General features: G+C 61.3%; 23 protein-coding genes. 4 read left to right on the top strand and 19 right to left on the bottom strand.

Features of this window, described 5'->3' with window-relative positions; translation table 11 throughout:
• Positions 1–11: 11 nt before the first annotated feature.
• Positions 12–614, top strand: coding sequence for a recombination mediator RecR (gene recR / locus GDV60_RS19165; RefSeq protein WP_070994718.1), 603 nt, complete (start codon positions 12–14; stop codon positions 612–614).
• A gap of 199 nt (positions 615–813) precedes the next feature.
• The gene (locus tag GDV60_RS19160) at positions 814–1,962 is read left to right on the top strand and encodes an acyl-CoA dehydrogenase family protein (RefSeq protein WP_159908456.1); all 1,149 of its coding nucleotides are present in this window, start codon (positions 814–816) and stop codon (positions 1,960–1,962) included.
• A gap of 104 nt (positions 1,963–2,066) precedes the next feature.
• On the opposite strand, the gene GDV60_RS19155 is transcribed toward GDV60_RS19160, so the two are convergent.
• On the bottom strand, positions 2,067–2,615 hold the full coding sequence (locus tag GDV60_RS19155; protein ID WP_133715024.1) for an adenine phosphoribosyltransferase: 549 nt from the start codon (positions 2,613–2,615) through the stop codon (positions 2,067–2,069).
• 90 nt (positions 2,616–2,705) lie between these two features.
• Positions 2,706–3,440: a fumarate/nitrate reduction transcriptional regulator Fnr gene (fnr, locus tag GDV60_RS19150; protein WP_029298173.1), complete on the bottom strand. Its 735-nt coding sequence runs from the start codon at positions 3,438–3,440 to the stop codon at positions 2,706–2,708.
• A 154-nt stretch (positions 3,441–3,594) separates the two neighbouring features.
• On the opposite strand from fnr, the gene GDV60_RS19145 reads away from it, so the two are divergent.
• Positions 3,595–4,065, top strand: a complete 471-nt coding sequence (locus tag GDV60_RS19145) for a hypothetical protein (protein ID WP_159908454.1) — start codon at positions 3,595–3,597, stop codon at positions 4,063–4,065.
• 6 nt (positions 4,066–4,071) lie between these two features.
• Here the strand turns inward: GDV60_RS19145 and hemN are convergent, their stop codons facing one another.
• The 16 genes from hemN to ccoN (GDV60_RS19065) form a co-directional block, all read right to left on the bottom strand.
• On the bottom strand, positions 4,072–5,454 hold the full coding sequence (hemN, locus tag GDV60_RS19140) for an oxygen-independent coproporphyrinogen III oxidase (protein ID WP_133715025.1): 1,383 nt from the start codon (positions 5,452–5,454) through the stop codon (positions 4,072–4,074).
• Positions 5,455–5,556: 102 nt separating this feature from the next.
• A complete protein-coding gene (locus GDV60_RS19135; protein ID WP_092231773.1) occupies positions 5,557–6,240 on the bottom strand; it encodes a sulfite exporter TauE/SafE family protein in 684 nt (227 codons plus the stop codon).
• Complete coding sequence (gene ccoS, locus GDV60_RS19130) at positions 6,233–6,460, bottom strand: cbb3-type cytochrome oxidase assembly protein CcoS (protein WP_029298166.1); 228 nt, start codon at positions 6,458–6,460, stop codon at positions 6,233–6,235. Before ccoS ends, GDV60_RS19135 begins: the two co-directional genes overlap by 8 nt.
• 22 nt (positions 6,461–6,482) lie before the next feature.
• Positions 6,483–8,933, bottom strand: coding sequence for a heavy metal translocating P-type ATPase (locus GDV60_RS19125; protein WP_092231770.1), 2,451 nt, complete (start codon positions 8,931–8,933; stop codon positions 6,483–6,485).
• A 115-nt stretch (positions 8,934–9,048) separates the two neighbouring features.
• A complete protein-coding gene (locus GDV60_RS19120) occupies positions 9,049–9,588 on the bottom strand; it encodes a FixH family protein (protein WP_029300032.1) in 540 nt (179 codons plus the stop codon).
• Between the two features lie 14 nt (positions 9,589–9,602).
• The gene (gene ccoG, locus GDV60_RS19115; RefSeq protein ID WP_029300034.1) at positions 9,603–11,018 is read right to left on the bottom strand and encodes a cytochrome c oxidase accessory protein CcoG; all 1,416 of its coding nucleotides are present in this window, start codon (positions 11,016–11,018) and stop codon (positions 9,603–9,605) included.
• A gap of 207 nt (positions 11,019–11,225) precedes the next feature.
• The gene (locus GDV60_RS19110) at positions 11,226–11,636 is read right to left on the bottom strand and encodes a type II toxin-antitoxin system VapC family toxin (protein WP_092231764.1); all 411 of its coding nucleotides are present in this window, start codon (positions 11,634–11,636) and stop codon (positions 11,226–11,228) included.
• Positions 11,636–11,890: a type II toxin-antitoxin system Phd/YefM family antitoxin gene (locus tag GDV60_RS19105; RefSeq protein WP_029300038.1), complete on the bottom strand. Its 255-nt coding sequence runs from the start codon at positions 11,888–11,890 to the stop codon at positions 11,636–11,638. The genes GDV60_RS19110 and GDV60_RS19105 overlap by 1 nt, the downstream gene beginning before the upstream one ends.
• Positions 11,891–12,047: 157 nt before the next feature.
• Complete coding sequence (ccoP, locus tag GDV60_RS19100; protein WP_159908452.1) at positions 12,048–13,022, bottom strand: cytochrome-c oxidase, cbb3-type subunit III; 975 nt, start codon at positions 13,020–13,022, stop codon at positions 12,048–12,050.
• Complete coding sequence (locus GDV60_RS19095; protein WP_003175465.1) at positions 13,019–13,204, bottom strand: CcoQ/FixQ family Cbb3-type cytochrome c oxidase assembly chaperone; 186 nt, start codon at positions 13,202–13,204, stop codon at positions 13,019–13,021. Before GDV60_RS19095 ends, ccoP (GDV60_RS19100) begins: the two co-directional genes overlap by 4 nt.
• A gap of 5 nt (positions 13,205–13,209) precedes the next feature.
• The gene (gene ccoO, locus GDV60_RS19090; protein WP_029300047.1) at positions 13,210–13,818 is read right to left on the bottom strand and encodes a cytochrome-c oxidase, cbb3-type subunit II; all 609 of its coding nucleotides are present in this window, start codon (positions 13,816–13,818) and stop codon (positions 13,210–13,212) included.
• Positions 13,818–15,260 carry a cytochrome-c oxidase, cbb3-type subunit I gene (ccoN, locus tag GDV60_RS19085; RefSeq protein ID WP_057439486.1) on the bottom strand — a complete coding sequence of 481 codons (1,443 nt, stop codon included), beginning with the start codon at positions 15,258–15,260 and terminating at the stop codon, positions 13,818–13,820. The genes ccoO (GDV60_RS19090) and ccoN (GDV60_RS19085) overlap by 1 nt, the downstream gene beginning before the upstream one ends.
• Before the next feature lie 545 nt (positions 15,261–15,805).
• The gene (ccoP, locus tag GDV60_RS19080; RefSeq protein ID WP_029300050.1) at positions 15,806–16,729 is read right to left on the bottom strand and encodes a cytochrome-c oxidase, cbb3-type subunit III; all 924 of its coding nucleotides are present in this window, start codon (positions 16,727–16,729) and stop codon (positions 15,806–15,808) included.
• Entirely contained in the window at positions 16,726–16,944 is a 219-nt protein-coding gene (locus GDV60_RS19075; protein WP_029300053.1) for a cbb3-type cytochrome c oxidase subunit 3, read from the bottom strand. Before GDV60_RS19075 ends, ccoP (GDV60_RS19080) begins: the two co-directional genes overlap by 4 nt.
• Positions 16,945–16,947: 3 nt before the next feature.
• Positions 16,948–17,556 (bottom strand): cytochrome-c oxidase, cbb3-type subunit II, encoded by a 609-nt coding sequence (gene ccoO / locus GDV60_RS19070; protein ID WP_029300055.1) that lies wholly within the window; start codon positions 17,554–17,556, stop codon positions 16,948–16,950.
• Positions 17,557–17,566: 10 nt separating this feature from the next.
• Complete coding sequence (gene ccoN, locus GDV60_RS19065; protein WP_029300057.1) at positions 17,567–18,991, bottom strand: cytochrome-c oxidase, cbb3-type subunit I; 1,425 nt, start codon at positions 18,989–18,991, stop codon at positions 17,567–17,569.
• Positions 18,992–19,070: 79 nt separating this feature from the next.
• Here ccoN (GDV60_RS19065) and GDV60_RS19060 point away from each other — a divergent pair, with 79 nt between their 5' ends.
• Positions 19,071–19,763 carry an alpha/beta family hydrolase gene (locus tag GDV60_RS19060; protein WP_159908450.1) on the top strand — a complete coding sequence of 231 codons (693 nt, stop codon included), beginning with the start codon at positions 19,071–19,073 and terminating at the stop codon, positions 19,761–19,763.
• A 325-nt stretch (positions 19,764–20,088) separates the two neighbouring features.
• Here the strand turns inward: GDV60_RS19060 and GDV60_RS19055 are convergent, their stop codons facing one another.
• Positions 20,089–21,654, bottom strand: a complete 1,566-nt coding sequence (locus GDV60_RS19055) for a PAS domain-containing methyl-accepting chemotaxis protein (protein WP_070994707.1) — start codon at positions 21,652–21,654, stop codon at positions 20,089–20,091.
• Between the last annotated feature and the right edge of the window lie 88 nt (positions 21,655–21,742).

The raw sequence follows: 21,742 nt of genomic DNA, 5'->3' as shown, positions 1-21,742 counted from the left end.
ACCTCTGCCCCATGAGCTTCAGCCCCCTGATTCGCCAACTGATCGACGCCCTGCGCACCTTGCCGGGCGTGGGCCAGAAAACCGCCCAGCGCATGGCGCTGCAACTGCTGGAGCGTGACCGCAGCGGTGGCTCGCGGCTGGCCCAGGCCTTGAGCCAGGCCATGGAAGGCGTGGGCCATTGCCGCCAGTGCCGCACCCTGACCGAAGAAGAACTGTGCCCGCAATGCGCCGATCCTCGTCGTGATGACACGCTGCTGTGTGTGGTCGAAGGCCCGATGGACGTGTACGCCGTGGAACAGACCGGCTATCGCGGGCGCTACTTTGTGCTCAAGGGCCACCTTTCGCCCCTCGACGGCCTGGGGCCGGAGGCGATTGGCATCCCGCAACTGGTGGCGCGCATTGAAGAGCAGGGCACCTTCACCGAAGTGATCCTGGCTACCAACCCGACGGTGGAAGGCGAAGCCACTGCGCATTACATCGCGCAACTGCTGACCAACAAAGGCTTGATCACTTCGCGCATCGCCCACGGCGTTCCGCTGGGTGGCGAGTTGGAGTTGGTGGACGGCGGCACCCTGGCGCACTCGTTTGCCGGTCGCAAACCTATCGCCCTCTAACACCCACCACAAATCCCCTGTGGGAGCGGGCTTGCTCGCGAAAGCGGTGGATCAGTCAATACATGTAGCGACTGATGCCCCGCTTTCGCGAGCAAGCCCGCTCCCACAGGGGATTTGTGCTGTGGTCGAAATTTCCGTTTGGCTTGATAACCAAGCAAGCGCTTGGTAAGTTCGCTCCACCTCTCCGTGGAGCTTGCCGATGCCTGCCTATCAGGAATACTTCGATCCCAGCCACCAACTGGTCCGCGACAGCGTGCGCCGTTTTGTCGAGCGCGAGATTCTGCCGGGCATCGAGCAATGGGAGGAGGCCGAGCACTTCCCGCGCGAGTTGTACCTCAAGGCCGGTGCGGCGGGGATTCTGGGCATCGGTTACGCCGAAGCCCTGGGCGGTAGCCACGAGGGCGACCTGTTCGCCAAGGTCGCCGCCAGCGAAGAGTTGATGCGTTGTGGTTCCGCAGGCGTGGTGGCGGGGCTGGGCTCGCTGGATATCGGCCTGCCGCCCATCGTCAAATGGGCCCGCCCCGAGATCCGCGCGCGCGTGGCTCCCCAGGTCTTGTCTGGCGAGAAGATCATGGCCTTGGCCGTCACTGAGCCGGGGGGTGGTTCTGACGTGGCCAGCCTGCAAACCCGAGCCGTGCGTGAGGGCGACTGTTATCGGGTCAGTGGCAGCAAAACCTTTATCACCAGCGGCGTGCGCGCCGACTATTACACCGTGGCTGTACGTACCGGCGGGCCGGGCTTTGACGGCATCAGCCTGTTGCTGATCGAGAAGGGCACGCCAGGCTTCACCGTCGGCCAACCGTTGAAGAAAATGGGCTGGTGGGCGTCGGATACTGCCGAATTGTTCTTCGACGATTGCCAGGTGCCGGTAGGCAACCTGATCGGCAGCGAGAACATGGGCTTTGCCTGCATCATGGGCAATTTCCAGAGCGAACGCCTGGCCCTGGCGTTGATGGCCAACATGACGGCGCAGATGGCGCTGGAAGAGAGCTTGAAGTGGGCCGCCCAGCGGGAGGCCTTTGGCAAACCGATCGGCAAGTTCCAGGTGCTCAAGCACCGCCTGGCGGAGATGGCCACGGCGGTCGAGGTTTCCCGGGAGTTCACTTACCGCCAGGCGGCGAAGATGGCCGCGGGCAAGAGTGTGATCAAGGAGATTTCCATGGCCAAGAATCTTGCCACCGACACGGCTGACCGGGTGACGTATGACGCAGTGCAGATTCTTGGCGGGCTGGGTTATATGCGCGGCAGCCTGGTGGAGCGGCTGTACCGGGACAATCGGATTCTGTCGATTGGTGGCGGCACTCGGGAGGTGATGAACGAGATCATCAGTAAGCAGATGGGGTTGTGATTGATAGGGTTCTCAGGGGCCTCATCGCGGGCATTCAAAAGTTGGAACTCGGTCCAATGTGGGAGCGGGCTTGCCCGCGATGAGGCCCGCCCAGACACAGCAAATCAGCGCTCAGTCAACCCGAACTGGGTCAAACAGAACGTCGGAACCCCCATATCCTCCAACCGCTGCGAGCCACCCAGTTCCGGCAAGTCAATGATCGCCGCCGCTTCAAAAATCCGTGCACCCATACGCCGTGCCAGGTTGGCCGCAGCAATCAAGGTGCCACCTGTGGCGATCAGGTCATCGAACATCAGCACCGAATCCCCTTCACACAGGCTGTCGGCGTGCACTTCGAGGAAGGCTTCACCGTATTCGGTCTGATAGCCCTCGGACAGCACGTCCGCTGGCAGCTTGCCCTGCTTGCGGAACAGGATCAGTGGTTTGTTCAGTTGATAGGCAATCACCGAACCGATCAAAAAGCCCCGGGCATCCATCGCGCCGATATGGCTGAACTCGGCTTCTACATAACGGTGGATAAAGGTGTCAGCCACCAGGCGCATGGCCTTGGGCGACTGGAACAGCGGCGTGATATCGCGAAAGATCACCCCAGGCTTGGGGAAGTCGATGACGGGGCGGATCAGGGATTTGATGTCGAAGGAGTCGAAAGCCATCGTCGGGAGTCCTGGGGGCAAAGACTCACCATTATACCTGCGGCCTGGCCGGTTGGCTTGGCCGCAAGTGTCGCATCCCGCGTGCGGCGGTCAGCCGTCGAGGGAGCCGCCGGCCAGTGCGCAGAGCTGGATCGGGTCGAGGATATGAACTTCCTTGCCCTCGGCGGCAATCAGTTCGTTTTGCTGGAAGCGGGTGAACACCCGGGAGACGGTTTCCACCGCCAGGCCCAGGTAATTGCCGATTTCGTTGCGCGACATGCTCAGACGGAACTGGTTGGCCGAGAAACCACGGGCGCGGAAACGTGCCGACAGGTTGACCAGGAAGGTGGCAATCCGTTCGTCGGCGGTTTTTTTCGACAACAGCAGCATCATTTGCTGGTCATCCCGGATTTCCCGGCTCATCACGCGCATCAACTGGCGGCGCAACTGTGGCAGTTGCAGGGCCAGTTCATCCAGGCGTTCGAACGGAATCTCGCACACCGACGTGGTTTCCAAGGCCTGGGCCGACACCGGGTGGATCTCGGTGTCCATGCCCGACAGGCCTACCAGTTCGCTGGGCAGGTGGAAACCGGTGATCTGCTCTTCGCCGCTATCGCTCAAGCTGAACGTCTTCAAGGCGCCCGAGCGTACTGCATAGACGGAATCGAACTGGTCACCCTGGCGAAACAAAAACTCGCCTTTCTTCAGTGGGCGACCACGTTTAACGATTTCGTCCAGCGCATCCATGTCTTCCAGATTCAGCGAAAGTGGCAAGCAGAGGGGCGCCAGGCTGCAATCCTTGCAGTGAGCCTGGCTGTGAGCGCGCAGTTTAACTGGCTCGGACATTTCTTAAATCCTTGTGGGAAAACACACATAAGACGTAAGGGTACCGCACTGAGGGACTATCAGGCCAGCCTGTACAAAAAACCGGCAGGGGTATAAAGAATTTTGCACAGCGGCCGATGGACTGCTAACGACCAAGAGCTTGGAGGCTCCCGATATGCTTTCCATTGACGGCAATCTTCCGTCCCGCACCATGGTGCCGACTTTGCTTGAGCCGAAAAAAGCCAGCGCTGTTGGCGCTGAGGCCCAAACGCCAGCGCTCGGTGAAACCAAGCCTGCCGAAGGCGTAAGCGTGACCTTTTCCGGTGCGTCGCTCAAAGCCGCCAACGCCGAGAAAGCGGCCAACAGCGATATCGAAGAAAGCGGGCTGGACGAGAACGTGCAGAAGCTGCTGAAGATGATTCGCCAGTTGAAACAGCAGATCGCAGAAAAGATGGCAGAGATGTCGTCGATCATGGCCGACAAGCGCCTGAGCCCGGATCAGGCCCAGGCGAAACTGGGTGGCGTGCAAGCGGCATTGGGCGGCCTGCAAGCCGCGCTGACCTCCGCCTATGCGTCCTTGAGCGAAGCGATGAAGAACCTGAGTGCCGAGGATGCGATGAAGGCCGCCTCGTTGATGGCCAAGTAACCCGGCTCAGATCACCCGGGAAAATCGTTGCCTATTCTGTTGCTCCAGATAGGCATCGAACACCATGCACACCGAGCGCACCAGCAGGCGTCCGGCCGGCAGTACGCGAATGCCCTCGGCGTCCAGTTCGATCAGGCCGTCATTGGCCATCGCTTCCAGTTGCGGCCAGAGTTCGGCGAAATAGCCGCGAAAATCCACGGTAAATGCCTGTTCGATGCTTTCGAAATCCAGGCTGAAGTGACAGATCAACTGCTGGATCACCGCGCGCCGCAAACGATCGTCGGCCGTGCAGAGCAGGCCGCGACTGGTGGCCAATTGCGCCCCAGCCAGGGCGTTCTGGTAATGACTCAGGTCGCTGCTGTTCTGGCAGTACAAGTCACCAATCTGACTGATGGCCGATACCCCAAGCCCGATCAAATCACAGTGCCCATGGGTGGTGTAGCCCTGGAAATTGCGCTGTAGGGTGGCCTCTTCCTGGGCAATGGCCAGTTCGTCATCGGGCAGGGCGAAGTGGTCCATGCCGATGTAGTTGTAGCCGGCCGCCGTCAACTGTTCGATGGTTTCCTGCAGCATCTGCAACTTGACGGAGGGGGCCGGCAGGTCGTCGCTGTTGATCCGCCGCTGGGGCAGGAAACGTTCCGGCAGGTGGGCGTAGTTGAACACGGAGAGCCGGTCGGGTTGCAGGCTGATGACCTCGGCCACGGTGCTGGCGAAATGCTCCGGTGTCTGCTTGGGCAGGCCGTAGATCAAGTCGATATTGATCGAGCGAAATTGCAGGGTGCGCGCGGCATCGATCACCGCGCGGGTTTCTTCCAGGCTTTGCAGGCGATTGACCGCCCGTTGCACCTCGGGGTCCAGGTCTTGCACGCCGATGCTCACACGGTTGAAACCCAGTTCACGCAGCAGACCCATGGTGGCCCAATCGGCTTCCCGTGGGTCTATCTCGATGCCGTAGTCGCCGGAGTCGTCATCCAGCAAGTTGAAGTGCTGGCGCAGTTGCGCCATCAACTGGCGCAACTCGTCGTGGCTGAGGAAGGTCGGCGTGCCGCCGCCAAAATGCAGCTGCTGTACTCGCTGGTTGGGGTCCAGGTGGCAGGCGACCAGTTGAATCTCTTGCTCCAGGCGCTGCAGGTAGGCCTGGGCGCGACCGCGGTCCTTGGTGATGACTTTGTTGCAGGCGCAGTAGTAGCAAATGTTCGCGCAGAACGGCACGTGCACATACAGCGACAGCGGGCGCACGGCCTTGCGGCTGTCGCGCAGGGCGTGCAGCAGGTCGAAGGTGCCGACCTGGCTGGTGAATTGTACGGCGGTGGGGTAGGAGGTGTAGCGCGGCCCCGCGAGGTCGTAGCGATGAATCAGATCTGTGTCCCAACGAATGGCGTCGAGCATGCGGGCATTCCCCGGATTGGCTAGTGGGCCGAGTCTAGGGGCATGGCTGGACGGTCATCTTGATTTGTATCAACGGGGAGCGGCGCTATGCCACATGGCCTTTTAGTGGCCCATAAGCCAGTGCTGATGAGGGCCGGGTAGGGTCCAGATACCGAACACAATCACCAACAGGCCACCGGCCATGCGCACACTGCGCTTGCGCAACAGCGCGGTGACGCGTTCTGCCGCCAGCCCGGTGGCGAGCAATACCGGCCAGGTGCCGAGCCCGAAGGCCAGCATCAACAGCCCGCTATCCAAGGCGTTGCCCTGGCTGGCAGCCCACAGCAATGTGCTGTAGACCAGGCCGCACGGCAGCCAGCCCCACAGCGCGCCCAGCAGCAATGCGCGGGGCAGGCTGGACACCGGCAGCAAACGGTTGGCAAACGGCTGGATATGGCGCCACAGGCCGCGCCCGAGGCTTTCGATACGGGTCAGGCCGCTCCACCAGCCGGCCAGGTACAGGCCCATGCTGATCAACAGTAGGCCGGCAAGGATGCGCATGAACATCGCCGCCGGGCTGTTGGCCACCGCCCAGCCGGCCAGGCCGATCAATACGCCGGCGCAGGCATAGCTAAGGATGCGTCCCAGGTTGTAGGCCAGCAGCAGGCGAAAACGCCGGCTGCGCTGCTCCGGGGGGATCGCCAGGGTCAGTGCGCCCATCAGGCCACCACACATGCCCAGGCAATGGCCGCCGCCCAACAGGCCGAGGATCAGCGCGGAAACCAGCAGCGGCGCGAGGTCAAGCATGGGGCGGTGCCGGCTCGTCAGGCTTGCTCGGTGGCTGCGCATGGCTGCTGGCCTCGTCGACAGCGGCCAGGTGCTTGGGGTCCTGGTCGTCGAACAGCACGCTGTGGGCCGGCCCGTCGAGGTCGTCATACTGGCCGCTGTCCACCGCCCAGAAGAAGATGTAGATGGCGATGGCGACGATCAGTAGCGCCGCTGGAATCATTACGTAAAGAGCTGGCATCGCTACTCCATGCCCGTGCGGCTCAAGCCGGCAGCGGACGGGACTGTGGGGTGGCGCTCGCAGCGCTGGTGCGCGGCAGGCGAGTCAGGCGCAGGGCATTGAGCACCACGGTCAACGAGCTGAGGGACATGCCGATCGCGGCCCAGATCGGCGTGATCCAACCGAGGGCGGCGAACGGCAACATCAGGCCATTGTATAGCCCGGCCCACAGCAGGTTTTCAATGATTACGCGGCGCGTGCGCCGCGCCAGGCTGAAAGCTTGTACCAGGGCGTCGAGGCGGTTGGACAACAGCACCGCATCGGCGCTGGTTTTCGCCAGGTCAGTGGCCGAACCCATGGCCACGCTGATATCAGCGGCGGCCAGTACCGGCACGTCATTCACACCGTCACCGAGCATCAACACCTTGCGGCCTTCCTTGTGCAACTGTTGCAGCACCAGCAGCTTGTCATCGGGGCGCAGGCCGCCATGGGCTTCGTCGATGCCCAGTTCGGCGGCGACGCTGGCGACCATCGGCGAGCTATCACCCGATAGTAGCAAGGTACGCCAACCCCGCGCCTTGCACGCGGCCAGCAGCGCCGGTGCATCGCTGCGCAGGCGATCATCCAGGACAAACCAGGCCAGGGCGCCGCTGGTATCGCCCAGCAGCAACCATTGGCCAGCGTCTTGCGGCGATTGAGGAATCGCGCAGCCACTCAATTCACAGACAAAGCCGGGCTGGCCGATGCGCAGCAGGCGTTCGCCGACCCGGCCCTCGAGCCCCAGGCCCGGGGTGCTGAGCACTTCGTCAGCCGCGAGCGGAGCGCGGCCAAAGGCCCGGGCAATCGGGTGTTCAGAGCGGTTTTCGAGGGCGGCGGCCAGGGCCAGGGCCAGATCGCTGCTCATGCTGCCCAACGGCCGGATGGCACGCAGAGCCAGGCGGCCTTCGGTGAGGGTGCCGGTCTTGTCGAAAATCACCGTGTCGATCTGATTGAGGCCTTCGAGCACATGGCCGCGGGTCAGCAGCAGGCCGAGTTTGTGCAGGGTGCCGGTGGCGGCAGTCAAGGCGGTGGGGGTTGCCAGCGACAAGGCGCAGGGGCAGGTGGCAACCAGCATCGCCAGGACAATCCAGAACGCCCGAGAAGAATCCAGCTCCCACCACAGCAGGCCAATCAGCGCGGCGGCGATCAGCGAGCAGAGCAGGAACCATTGGGCGGCGCGGTCGGCGATTTGCGCCAGGCGCGGTTTTTCTGCCTGGGCCCGCTCCAGCAGGCGCACGATGGCCGACAAGCGGGTGTCATGGCCCAGGGCGCGTACTTCAACGGTCAGCGCACCCTCGACGTTGAGGGTGCCCGCGGTGACGGTGTCGCCGGCCTGTCGTGGTTGTGGCAGATATTCGCCGGTAAGCAGCGACTCATCGATACTCGATTGGCCATCGAGGATCACCCCGTCTGCGGGCAGAATCGCGCCCGGGTGCACCAGAACTCGGTCGCCCAGGGCCAGCTCGGTGAGCAGGATACGATCGCTCTGGCCATCGGCTTTGAGGCGCAGGCACGAGGCCGGCAGCAGGTTGACCAGTTGGGCGGTGGCGGCAGCCGTGCGTTCCCGGGCGCGACGCTCCAGGTAGCGCCCGGCCAGCAGGAACAGCGCGAACATGCCCACGGCATCGAAATACAGCTCGCCCACCCCGGTGATCGCGGTCCAGATCCCCGCCAGGTAGGCGCCGCCAATGGCCAGCGAGACCGACACATCCATGGTCAGGTGGCGGGTGCGCAGGTCACGCATGGCGCCCTTGAAAAACGGTGCACAACTGTAGAACACGATGGGGGTGGTCAGAAACAGCGCAACCCAGCGCAGGATCTCGTGTAGCTCTGGGCTCAGGTCGATATTGAACTCCGGCCAGGTGGCCATCGTCGCCATCATCGCCTGGAACCACAGCAGGCCGGCCACGCCCAGTTGGCGCAGAGCCAGGCGGTTTTCACTGGCCAACTGTTCAGCGGCACGGTCGGCTTGATAAGGGTGGGCAGCGTAGCCGATATGGCGTAGCTCGCTGAGTACCTGGCTCAACGGCAATTGCCCATCGGCCCAGCGCACATGCAGGCGGTGGTTGGACAGGTTCAGCCGCGCCTCGGCCACGGCCGGCAGGCTGCGCAGGTGTTTCTCGATCAACCAGCCACAGGCGGCGCAACTGATGCCTTCCATCAGCAACGTGGCTTCGGCCAGGTCGCCGTCGTGGCGTACGAAAGGCTTTTGCACGTCGGCGCGGTCGTACAGCGCCAGCTCGTCGACCAACTGCACGGGCAACGCCTCTGGGTTGGCTGAGGCCTCGCTGCGGTGTTGGTAATAGCTTTCCAGCCCACCTGCGACAATTGCTTCGGCCACCGCCTGACAGCCCGGGCAGCAGAGCTCGCGGGGCTCGCCGAGGATCACCGCAGTGAAGCGGCTGCCGGGCGGGACGGGGAGGGCGCAGTGGTAGCAGGGGATTGGGGTGGTCATGGTTTTGGATCTGTGTGGGCGGGGAGGGCCTCATCGCGGGCAAGCCCGCTCCTACAAGGTTATCGCACACTCCCTGTAGGAGCCGGCTTGCCGGCGATGCGCGAAGCGCAGGCTTTCAGTTTTTCAGGTCTTCAGCACCCTGCAACGGCTCGTCACCCAACTTCAGGTCGGTGCCATGGCTGACTTCTTCCTCTTCAAACATGCGCCAGGTCCTGTCGCCTTCCACCCCCAGCAGCTCGACGAAGCGCCGGCCTTCGACCTTGTCAGTGACCTGGCCGATATAGCGACCCGGCTCGCTCTCGCTGCGGGTGAGCATGACCTTGCGGTCTTTCTCCGGCTGGGTCGGCGAAATCAGGTTCAGTTCCAGTGTGGTCGGCCCGCTGTTGCCGGTGAGGTGCAACTCGACTTCGCCGGTCAACTCATCCAGGTGCATCGTGGCGCGCATTTGCAGGGTCTGGGCCAGCAGTTCGCGGTCCAGGGAGCGGTTGATGCCCTTGCCCGCCTCGTAGTAGTTGTCGTTGACCAGGTTGTCCGGGTTGTTGACCGCGATGGTCACCATGGACAAGGTCAGCGTCACCGAGCAGGCCAGGATGGCAATGATGATCCAGGGCCAGAGGTGCTTGTACCAGGGGCTTGCGGCAGTTGCTACGGGCATTGTTCTGCTCTCTTTTAACGAATTTGTGGGCCGATGAACCGGCTCTTGGCTTCAACGTGGACGCTGTCATCATCAGCATCCTTGAGGATGAATTTCACCTCGTTGGTGGTCGATGGCATTTGTTCCGGCGCGCTCGACAGTTCCACCGGCATGGTGAAGATTTCCCCGGCGGCGACCTTGATCTCGCGCTTGCCTTGCAGCTTGAGGTCCGGCAGGCCCGTGGCGTCCAGCACGTAGGTGTGGTCGTGCTGGTCCTTGTTCATGATCTTCAGGCTGTAGACGTTCTCGATCCGCCCTTCGGCGTTTTCGCGGTACAGCACGCGGTCCTTGCTGACGTCGAAACCCACCAGCGAGCGCATGAAGAACGCCGCGGCCAGCAGGCTGATCATCGCCAGCAGCACCAGCGCGTAGCCGATCAGGCGCGGGCGCAGCTTGTGGGTCTTTTGCCCCGATAGGTTATGTTCGGTGGTGTAGCTGATCAACCCGCGAGGGTAATCCATCTTGTCCATGATGGTGTCGCAGGCGTCGATGCAGGCGGCGCAGCCAATGCACTCGATTTGCAGGCCGTCGCGGATATCGATGCCGGTAGGGCAGACCTGCACGCACATCGTGCAGTCGATGCAATCCCCCAGGCCCTGGGCCTTGTAGTCGACACCTTTCTTGCGCGGGCCACGCACTTCGCCGCGGCGCGGGTCGTAGGACACGATCAGGGTGTCTTTGTCGAACATCACGCTCTGGAAGCGCGCATACGGACACATGTAGATGCACACCTGCTCACGCAGCCAGCCGGCGTTGCCATAGGTGGCGAGGGTGAAGAAGCCGACCCAGAAGTACGACCAGCCATCGGCCTGGCCGGTGAAGAACTCGAACACCAGTTCGCGGATCGGCGAGAAGTAGCCGACAAAGGTCATGCCGGTGACAAAGCCGATCAGCAGCCACAGCGTGTGCTTGCTGAGTTTACGCAGGAACTTGTTGGCGCTCATCGGCGCCTTGTCCAGCTTGATCCGCTGGTTGCGGTCGCCTTCGGTGACCTTCTCGCACCACATGTAGATCCAGGTCCACACGCTTTGCGGGCAGGTGTAGCCGCACCAGATACGCCCGGCGTACACCGTGATAAAGAACAGGCCAAAGGCCGAAATGATCAGGATCCCCGACAGCAGGATGAAATCCTGGGGCCAGAATGTCGCACCGAAAATGAAGAATTTGCGCTCTGGCAGGTTCCACCAGACGGCCTGGTGCCCGCCCCAGTTCAGCCATACCGTACCGAAGTACAGCAGGAACAAGCCGGCACCGCCGAGCATACGCAGGTTGCGGAACATCCCGGTGAAGGCGCGGGTGTAGATTTTCTCCCGCGAGGCGTAGAGATCGACGGTGTCGCTGGTTTTTTTGGCAGGCGGGGTAACGTCATGTACCGGAATCTGGTTGCTCATCATTGCATCCCACGGCAGTGGAGATTTGCCTCGGCCAGTACGTGCCAGCCGGGGTCAAAATAGGGGTCTTGCAGTGGCGTAATGATACGCCTGTAGCACCGGTGAACGGGTGCGACCTTTGGTCGCGTTGGGGGAAATCAATTGATGGTGTACGTGACTTGAATCAATTGACAGCGTGAGTATGGACAGTTTTTCAGGGCCTGTAGGTCATTCGTCCCATGGGTTGATCAATGTCACACCGCTGCTTTGGAAGTCGGTGACATTGCGGGTGACCACGGTCAGGCCGTGAACCAGAGCGGTTGCGGCGATCAACGCGTCACCTTCGTTAGCACGATCCGGCACATGCAGGCTGGCGCAGCGTAATGCCACGGCAGCGTCAATTGGCAGGATTCTGGCATCGAAGGCCGGCATGACATGGCGTTTGAGCCAGGTGCGCAAGACCTTGCCCTGCGCGGGGTCACGGCGCTCCATTTGCAGCACCCCAGTCTCCAGTTCTTTCAAGGTAATCGCCGAAATATACATACGCGGTGCGGCGACGGTTTTGGCCCAGGCCACCACATTTTTGTCAGCCTGGGGTTTGCGTAACTCGGAAATGACATTGGTATCGAGCAGATACATCAAGAGAGGTCCACGGGTCGATGGATAATCACGGCACGCTCGGTTTCAAACTCGATGTCCGCCGCTTCGGGCATCACCAACAGGTCAACGATATCGGCGTTGATGCCTGTCAATTTTTGGTAGTCCTCAATACTTAGCAGTACATGGGCAGGCTTGCCTCGGTCGGTGATAAAAACCGGTCCTTGGCGCGCGGCTTTTTTGGCACCGCTTGTGTCTTGGTTGAATTCGCGGCTGGAGATGGTCGTAATTGTCATGGGGCGCCTCCCAGTAGGGTGGGTGAATGTAGTTACGTTACTACGTCGCACTGAAACGCTACAAGCTTCAAGCTACAAGCGGTCGATGTGTTTCACCGGCAATAAAAAGCCCCTGTCACCGCTAGGGTGACAGGGGCTTTTTCTTGCGGCCTGCCGCTTACTTCTGCTCTTGCTGCTCTTTGTGCGACAGGCTGTAAACATACGCCGCCAGCAAGTGCACCTTGTCATTACCCTGCAGTTGCTCCTGCGCAGGCATCTGGCCCTGGCGGCCGTAACGGATGGTCTGCTGCAGTTGGGCGAAGCTGGAGCCGTAGATGAACGCGCCCGGGTGGGTCAGGTCAGGTGCGCCCATCACTGGCGTACCTTTGCCGGCCGGGCCGTGGCAGGCCACGCAGTTGGCGGCGAACAGCTTCTCGCCGTTGGCTACGTCGGCCTTGGCGCCTTCCGGCAGCTTGCGGCCATCGAGGTTGGTCAGCACGAAACCGGCGACGTCAGCCACGCCTTGTTCACCGATCACTTCAGCCCAGCCCGGCATCACCGCGTGACGGCCCGCCATGATGGTGGCCTTGATGGTTTCCGGCTCGCCGCCCCAGCGCCAGTCGGCGTCGGTCAGGTTGGGGAAACCATAGGCACCCTTGGCGTCGGAACCGTGGCATACCGAACAGTTGGAAGCGAACAGGCGGCCACCCATCTTCAGGGCTTGCGGATCCTTGGCCACTTCCTCAATGGGCATGGCGGCAAACTTGGCGAAGATCGGTCCGAACTTAGCGTCGGAGCGGGCCATTTCCTTTTCCCACTCGTGCACACCGGTCCAGCCGCTCTGGCCATTGGCGAACGGGGTTTGCTTCTCGTTGTCGAGGTAGGCATAACCCGGCAGCAGGCCCTTCCAGTTACCCAGGCCCGGGTACAGCACCAGGTAGCCCAGGGCGAAGATGATGGTGCCGACGAACAGCATGAACCACCACTTAGGCAGTGGGTTGTCGTATTCCTCGATGCCATCGAACGAGTGGCCAACCGTCTCGTCCGTTTGCTCGGCGCGCTGGCCCTTGCGGGTCGACAGCAACAGCCAGGTCAGGGCAAAAATGGTACCCAGACTGAGGACTGTGACGTACAGACTCCAGAACGTAGTCATTCTTTGTTACTCCTAGAAGCTTGCTCGACGTGCTTGATGGCTTCGGGATCATCCGCAAAAGGCAGCAAGGTCGCGTCTTCAAACTCTGACTTGCGCTTGGGGCTGAACACCCACAACGCCAGGCCGATAAAGGCCACCATCACGACAACGGTGCCCAGGCCTCGAATCATCCCGATATCCATTCAGATCACCGTTTGCTTTTGATGATGGTGCCCAGGCCTTGCAGATAGGCCACCAGCGCGTCCATTTCGGTCTTGCCCTTGACGGCTGCCTGGGCACCGGCGATGTCTTCGTCGGTGTAAGGCACGCCTAAGGTGCGCAAGACTTCCATTTTCTTGGCAGTGTCTTTGCCGTCGAGCTTGTTTTCCACGAGGAACGGGTACGCCGGCATTTTCGACTCGGGCACCACGTTGCGCGGGTTGTACAAGTGCGCACGCTGCCAGTCATCGGAGTAACGACCACCCACGCGGGCCAGGTCCGGACCGGTACGCTTGGAACCCCACAGGAACGGGTGGTCCCACACGCTTTCACCGGCGACCGAGTAGTGGCCATAGCGTTCGGTTTCAGCACGGAACGGGCGGATCATCTGCGAGTGGCAGCCGACACAGCCGTTGGCGATGTACACGTCGCGGCCTTCCAGTTCAAGGGCGGTGCGCGGCTTCATGCCTTCGACCGGCTTGTTGGTCACGTCCTGGAAAAACAGCGGAACGATCTGGGTCAGGCCGCCGATACTCACGGCGATGACCATGAAGAAGGCCAGCAGGCCGATATTCTTCTCGACTACTTCATGCTTCATCAGTGAGCTCCCACGACGGCGATCTTGGTGGCGGCTTCAGCCTCTACAGGGTTGGAGGCACGCACGGTGCGCCACACGTTGTAGGCCATGAACAGCATGCCGCTGGCGAAGAACGCACCACCGAGGGCACGTACGATGAAGCCAGGATGGCTGGCTTGCAGCGCTTCAACGAAGGAGTAGGTGAGGGTGCCGTCATCGTTGATTGCACGCCACATCAGGCCCTGGGTGATGCCGTTGACCCACATCGAAGCGATGTAGAGCACGGTGCCGATAGTGGCCAGCCAGAAGTGGGTGTTGATCAGGCTGGTGCTGTGCATCTGCGCCCGGCCATAGAGCTTGGGAATCATGTGGTACAGCGCGCCGATGGAGATCATCGCGACCCAACCCAGAGCGCCGGCGTGTACGTGGCCGATGGTCCAGTCGGTGTAGTGGGACAGCGAGTTGACGGTCTTGATCGCCATCATCGGCCCTTCAAAGGTCGACATGCCGTAGAACGCCAGCGATACCACCAAAAAGCGCAGGATCGGGTCGGTGCGCAGCTTATGCCAGGCGCCCGAGAGGGTCATCATGCCGTTGATCATGCCGCCCCAGCTCGGAGCCAGCAGGATGATCGACATGGCCATGCCCAGGGACTGTGCCCAATCCGGCAGTGCGGTGTAGTGCAGGTGGTGGGGACCGGCCCAGATATACAGGGTGATCAGCGCCCAGAAGTGCACGATGGACAGGCGATAGGAGTAGATCGGACGCTCGGCCTGTTTCGGCACGAAGTAGTACATCATCCCCAGGAAGCCGGTGGTCAGGAAGAACCCTACGGCGTTGTGGCCGTACCACCACTGGATCATCGCATCGGTCGCACCGGCGTAGGCCGAGTAGGACTTGAAGAAACTCACCGGCAGGGACGCGTGGTTGACGATGTGCAGCATCGCCGTCACGACGATGAAGGCACCGTAGAACCAGTTGCCGACGTAGATGTGCTTGGTCTTGCGCTTGACGATGGTGCCAAAGAACACGATGCCGTAGGTCACCCAGACGATCGCCAGAAGGATGGCAAGGGGCCATTCCAATTCCGCGTATTCCTTGGTGGTGGTGAAGCCCATTGGCAGGGTGATGATGGCGCCGACGATTACTGCTTGCCAGCCCCAGAAGGTGAAGGCGGCGAGGCCGTCGGAAATCAGTCGCGTCTGGCAGGTTCGCTGCACGACATAGTAGGAAGTGGCAAACAGTGCACATCCGCCGAAGGCGAAGATCACCAGGTTGGTGTGCAGTGGGCGTAGGCGTCCAAACGTCGTCCATGGCAAGTCGAAGTTCAACTCCGGCCAGACCAGTTGCGAGGCGATGAAGACACCGAGCCCCATGCCAAGGATCCCCCAGACCACCGTCATGATGGCGAACTGGCGGACTACCTTATAGTTATAAGCAGTCGGACTGATTGCTGTGCTCATTCTAAGGTTCCACGGTTTAGGTGTTTTATTAGGATAAAAATCGGCCGCAAGTATGGACAATGCGAAGTGCCATTGCAACGTAACGCTGACCTGCGTCAATGCGTTTCAAGCCAGATTCTGCGCCCTTTCCCTATTTGGCGTAAGGACAAAATCAAAAATGAAAAGCTGACGGGTTGGACAGGAATTTTGAGGGGGCGCAGGTACTTGCAACGCGATGCGTAGGGACACGTTGCCAAGGTGACGAATGGTCGGTGGCGCGACAGCCGGTAACTGTCAGCCCTTGCGCCTGTCACCCTGCTGGAATGTCTGACTCATCGAGTGCAAGTCGAGCTGCGGCCGATCAACGCCGGCCCACTGTCGAAACAAGCGTAGACCCGATTGGCGAGAGGGGAAAGGTGTGCTTTAGAAGGGTGTGACAATCTGGCGCAGGGCGCAGCGGTTAATAGCGAGCTGCAAGCGGCAAGTTTGAAGCGGGGAGGGAGAGGGTTGAAAAGGCTGCAAGAGCCGAGTTGAGAACTCTTCTCTTGCAGCTTATTGCGTGAAGCCTACTTCTGATCTTTCTGCGACAGGCTGTAGACGTAGGCCGCCAGCAGGTGGACCTTGTCGTTGCCTTGCAGCGCTTCCTGCGCTGGCATCTGGCCTTGGCGGCCATGGCGGATAGTCTGTTGCAACTGCGCAAGGCTGGTGCCGTAGATGAAACCGGCAGGCTGCGTCAGGTTCGGCGCGCCCATGGCTTCAACACCGTGGCCTTCTGGGCCGTGGCATGCCACGCAGGTAGTGTCGAACGCTTGCTTGCCAGCAGCCAGGTCGACTTTGCTGTCAGCCGGCAGCGGCAACTTGGCCAGGTCGTGACGCACGTAAGCGGCGACGTTTTTCACCCCGTCTTCACCCAGCACTTCACCCCAGGCCGGCATCGCGGCATGGCGACCGTTCATGATGGTCAGCTTGATTGCATCAGCCGAACCACCCCAGCGCCAGTTGTCGTCCGCCAGGTTCGGGAAGCCGTAGGCGCCCTTGGCGTCGGAGCCGTGGCACACCGCGCAGTTGGAGGCAAACAGGCGGCCGCCCATTTTCAACGCTTGCGGGTCCTTGGCCACTTCTTCCACGGGCATGGCGGCGAATTTGGCGAAGATCGGCCCAAACTTGGCGTCGGCCTTGGCCATTTCCTTGTCCCATTCCTTGGTCTGGGTCCAGCCGTCTTCATAGCCCGGCAATACGCCTTTCCAGTTGCCCAGGCCCGGATAGAGGATCAGGTAGCCGACGGCAAACACCAGGGTGCCGGCGAACAACATGAACCACCATTGGGGCAGGGGGTTGTCGTACTCCTCAATCCCGTCGAACGCGTGGCCCATGGTCTGGTCGACGCTGCCCTTGGTCTCGCCCTTGCGGGTGCCGAACAACAGCCAGGTCAGGCCGATCAGGCTGCCCAGGGTCAGTACACAGATCCATGTACTCCAAAAGGTAGTCATGGCCGAATGCTCCTTGTTACAGGCTCTTCTTGAGCGTCGGATGGGGTGCCAATGGCGTCAGGCTTAGGCTCATCGGCAAATGGCAGCAGGCAGGCCTCGGCGAACTCCGGGTTGCGCTTGGAGTTGAACACCCACAGCGACAGGCCGATGAAGGCAATTGCCACCACCAGCGTGCCGAGGCCGCGGATCATTCCGGTATCCAGTTCAAAACCCATGGTTCACCTCTTGCTCTTGATTGCAGTGCCGAGCACTTGCAGATAGGAGACCAGGGCGTCCATTTCGGTCTTGCCCTTGAGGCTGTCCACGGCCGCGGTGATGTCCGCGTCGGTGTACGGCACGCCGAGGGTACGCATGACCTTGAGCTTGGTTTCGGTGTGGCTGCTGTCGACCTGCGCGGTGACCAGCCAAGGGTAGGCCGGCATCTTCGACTCAGGCACTACGTTGCGCGGGTTGTACAAGTGCGCGCGGTGCCAGTCGTCGGAGTAGCGGGCGCCAACCCGGGCCAGGTCCGGGCCGGTACGCTTGGAACCCCACAGGAACGGGTGGTCCCAAACGCTTTCGCCGGCGACCGAGTAGTGGCCATAGCGTTCGGTCTCGGCGCGGAACGGCCGGATCATTTGCGAGTGGCACTGTACGCAGCCTTCGCGGATGTAGATGTCACGGCCTTCCAGTTGCAGCGCGGTATAGGGCTTCATGCCTTCCACCGGCTTGTTGGTCACGTCCTGGAAGAACAGCGGGACGATCTGTGTCAGGCCGCCGATACTCACGGCCAGCACCATCAGCAGCATCAGCAGGCCGACGTTCTTTTCAATCGTTTCGTGTTTCATCATCGACTCCTCAGGCCATCTGCGCCGCAGCGGCTACTTCGGCAGGTTGTGCCGAACGCACGGTGCGCCAAGTGTTGTAAGCCATCAGGAACATGCCGCTGAGGAAGATCGCACCGCCCACCAACCGCACGATGAAGCCTGGGTGGCTGGCCACCAGGGTTTCGACGAAGGAGTAGGTCAAGGTGCCGTCTTCGTTGACCGCACGCCACATCAGGCCCTGGGCAATGCCGTTGACCCACATCGAAGCGATGTAGAGCACGGTGCCGATGGTAGCCAGCCAGAAGTGCGCGTTGATCAGGCCGAGGCTGTACATCTGCTCGCGACCGAAGACTTTCGGGATCATGTGGTACAGCGCGCCGATGGAAATCATCGCCACCCAACCCAGAGCGCCGGCGTGTACGTGGCCGATGGTCCAGTCGGTGTAGTGGGACAGGGCGTTGACCGTCTTGATCGCCATCATCGGACCTTCAAAGGTCGACATGCCGTAGAACGCCAGCGATACCACCAGAAAGCGCAGGATCGGGTCGCTGCGCAGCTTATGCCAGGCACCCGAGAGGGTCATCATGCCGTTGATCATGCCGCCCCAGCTTGGCGCCAGCAGTACCAGCGACATCACCATGCCCAGCGACTGTGCCCAGTCCGGCAGCGCGGTGTAGTGCAAGTGGTGAGGACCGGCCCAGATGTACAGGGTGATCAATGCCCAGAAGTGCACGATGGACAAGCGATAGGAGTAGACCGGACGCTCGGCTTGTTTCGGCACGAAGTAGTACATCATCCCCAGGAAGCCCGCGGTGAGGAAGAAACCTACGGCGTTATGGCCATACCACCACTGCACCATGGCATCCGTCGCACCACCGTAGAGGGAGTAGGACTTGGTCAGGCTGACCGGGATTTCCAGGTTGTTGACGATATGCAGGATCGCCACGGTGATGATGAACGCACCGAAGAACCAGTTACCGACGTAGATGTGCTTGGTGTTGCGCTTGGCCACGGTGCCGAAGAACACGATGGCGTAGGCGACCCAGACGATGGTGATCAGGATGTCGATCGGCCATTCCAGCTCGGCGTATTCCTTGGAACTGGTGTAGCCCAATGGCAAGCTGATTGCCGCCAGCAGGATCACCAATTGCCAGCCCCAGAAGCAGAACGCCGCGACTTTCGGCGCGAACAGCTGGGTCTGGCAGGTGCGTTGCACCGCGTAGAAGGAGCTGGCAAACAGCGCACAGCCACCAAACGCGAAAATCACCGCGTTGGTGTGCAGTGGGCGCAATCGACCGAAACTGGTCCAAGGCAGGTTGAAGTTGAGTTCGGGCCATACCAACTGGGCAGCGAGAAAAACCCCGAGCCCCATGCCGACGATGCCCCACACCACCGTCATAATGGCGAATTGGCGGACCACCTTGTAGTTATAGGCGGTACTTAAAGTAGTGTTCATGGTTCCCCATCCACGGTTCAACCCAAGCAGATGCGGCACTTGGGCTGGAGTTATAGGCAGACTAAAAAGCGAGGCAAGCATGGGCAAAGAGCACAAGGCCAGTATTGACGGGGATCAATGGGCGCAGTGTGTGCGTGAACAGGGTTGGTTATGGAATGCGGCCACGCGCGTTGGCGCAGGCCCCTCACCGACGCTGATCCTCGCCCACGGAGCCGGCGCGCCGATGGACTCGGGCTTTATGGGCGACATGGCTGCACGCCTTGCCGGGCATGGCGTGAACGTGTTGCGCTTCGAGTTCCCGTACATGGCCCAGCGCCGTGTGGACGGCGGCAAACGCCCGCCGAATCCGGCGCCGAAACTGCTGCAATGCTGGCGCGAGGTATATGCCCAGGTGCGACGTCATGTCGCTGGGCCCCTGGCGGTGGGCGGCAAGTCCATGGGCGGGCGCATGGCCAGCCTATTGGCCGATGAATTGGCCGCTGATGCCCTGGTATGCCTGGGTTACCCGTTCTATGCGGTGGGCAAGCCGGAAAAACCCCGGGTCGAGCACCTGGCCGGGCTGAAGACGCCGACGTTGATTGTGCAGGGCGAGCGTGATGCGCTGGGCAATCGGGCGGCGGTGGAGGGTTATGTGCTGTCGCCGAGCATCGAGGTGATGTGGCTGGTGGCAGGGGATCATGATTTGAAGCCGTTGAAGGCTTCAGGGTTTACCCATGAGCAACATCTGGAGGCTGCGGCGGTGAAGGTGGCTGGGTTTCTCGGCGCCTGTTAGGGCCTCATCGCAGCATAGGTATCTACACAATTTTGCTGCATCGCATAAGGCCAAGCAGATAGGGCTGTTGTGGCGAGCGGGCTTGCCCCGCGCCGGGGTGCGAAGCAGCCCCAGTAAGCTGTATGCGGTGTATCAGATACTCCGTAGTGGCTGGTTTTGGGGCTGCTTCGCACCCCGGCGCGGGGCAAGCCCGCTCGCCACAGGAGAGATCGTCAGTTTCTGAAAGTTGTGTAGATACCGATGCCCATCGCAGGCAAGCCAGCTCCCACCTTTTGATGTGTGAATACATTCAAAATGTGGGAGCTGGCTTGCCTGCGATAGCGATCTAACGGTTAAACCGCTCCACCAGCGAATACTGGGTATTGGCCGTATGGGTCAGCTCTTCACTCAACTGCGCCGAATTCAACGCCTGCTCCGACGTCTGGTCCGCCAACAGCGCAATAGTGCTGATATTGCGGCTGATCTCCTCGGCCACCGAGCTTTGCTCCTCGGTCGCGGCGGCGATCTGGGTGGTCATGTCAGTGATATGCGCCACCGCCTCGCTGATTCCCACCAGCGCAGCGTCCGCTTCCATTACCCGCGCCACACCTTCTTCAGCCTGGCGATGCCCGGCGTCCATGGTCTGCACGGCGGTGCTGGCGGTTTGTTGTAGCTTGGCGATCAGGGCATGGATCTGCCCGGTGGACTCGCTGGTGCGTTGCGCCAGTTGCCGCACTTCATCGGCCACCACCGCAAACCCGCGACCCATTTCACCGGCACGGGCCGCTTCGATGGCTGCGTTCAGGGCCAGCAGGTTGGTCTGGTCGGCAATACCCTTAATCACATCCACCACGCCGCCGATCTCGTCGCTGTCCTTGGCCAGTTGGGTCACGGTCACGCCGGTTTCCCCGACCACCACCGACAGGCGCTGGATGGCTTCACGGGTTTCGCCGGCGATATCACGCCCGCGCCCGGTCAGGCGATTGGCTTCCTGGGTCGCATCGGCCGTGCGCTGTACATGGCTGGCGACTTCCTGGGTGGTGGCGGCCATCTGGTTGACGGCAGTGGCGACCTGCTCGGTCTCCACGCGCTGGCGTTCCAGGCCGGTCGAACTGTTGTGGGCCAGGGTGTTGGATTGACGCGCCTGCTCGTTAAGGTGCTCGGCGGTGTCCTGCAGACGGGTCAGGCAGGTCTTTAGGCGGGCTTCCTGGCTGAGGATCGACATCTCCAGGCGTGCTTGCGCGCCACGGCTGTCGGTGTACATCTGTGCGATCAGCGGGTCGGAGGTGGTCTGTTCGGCCAGGCGCAGCAGGCGCTTGAGGCCCCGCTGTTGCCAGCTCAGGCCGAGCAGGCCCAGCGGCACCGACAAGGCAGCGGCCAAGGCAAAGCCCCAATGGGAATTGAGCCAGATGCCAATCAGGAAACTCAGTTGGCTGACCATGATAAACGGCAGCCAGTCCTGCAACACCGGCAGCCATTTATCACTGCGCGGGATGGCCGACTTGCCTTGGTTGATACGCTGGTACAGCGCTTCGGCACGGCGGATCTGCTCGGCGGTCGGCTTGACCCGTACCGATTCGTAGCCGATCACCTGCTCGCCGTCGAATACCGGGGTCACATAGGCGTTGACCCAGTAGTGATCGCCGGTCTTGCAGCGGTTCTTGACGATGCCCATCCATGGCAAGCCTTGTTTGAGCGTGGCCCACATATGCGCGAACACGGCCGCCGGCACATCCGGGTGACGAACCAGGTTGTGCGGGGCGCGCATCAGTTCATCCCGGGAAAACCCACTGATCTCGACAAACGCATCGTTGCAGTAAGTGATCACGCCTTTGGCATCGGTCGTGGAGATCAACCGTTGTTGAGCGGGGAAGGTACGTTCGCGCTGGGTAACGGGTTGGTTATTACGCATGATTGATCAATCCGCAAGGCTTTGACAGGTTGTCGGCCAGTGCGGGGGTTTATTTAACTTATTTTTGCAATAATCCGCGCCAGCGAAA

It is taken from the genome of Pseudomonas sp. DTU12.1 (genome assembly GCF_009873475.1).
Taxonomy (GTDB): Bacteria; Pseudomonadota; Gammaproteobacteria; order Pseudomonadales; family Pseudomonadaceae; genus Aquipseudomonas; species Aquipseudomonas proteolytica.
Note: the sequence above shows the minus strand (reverse complement) of the source record. Positions and strands in the feature narration are given on the sequence as shown.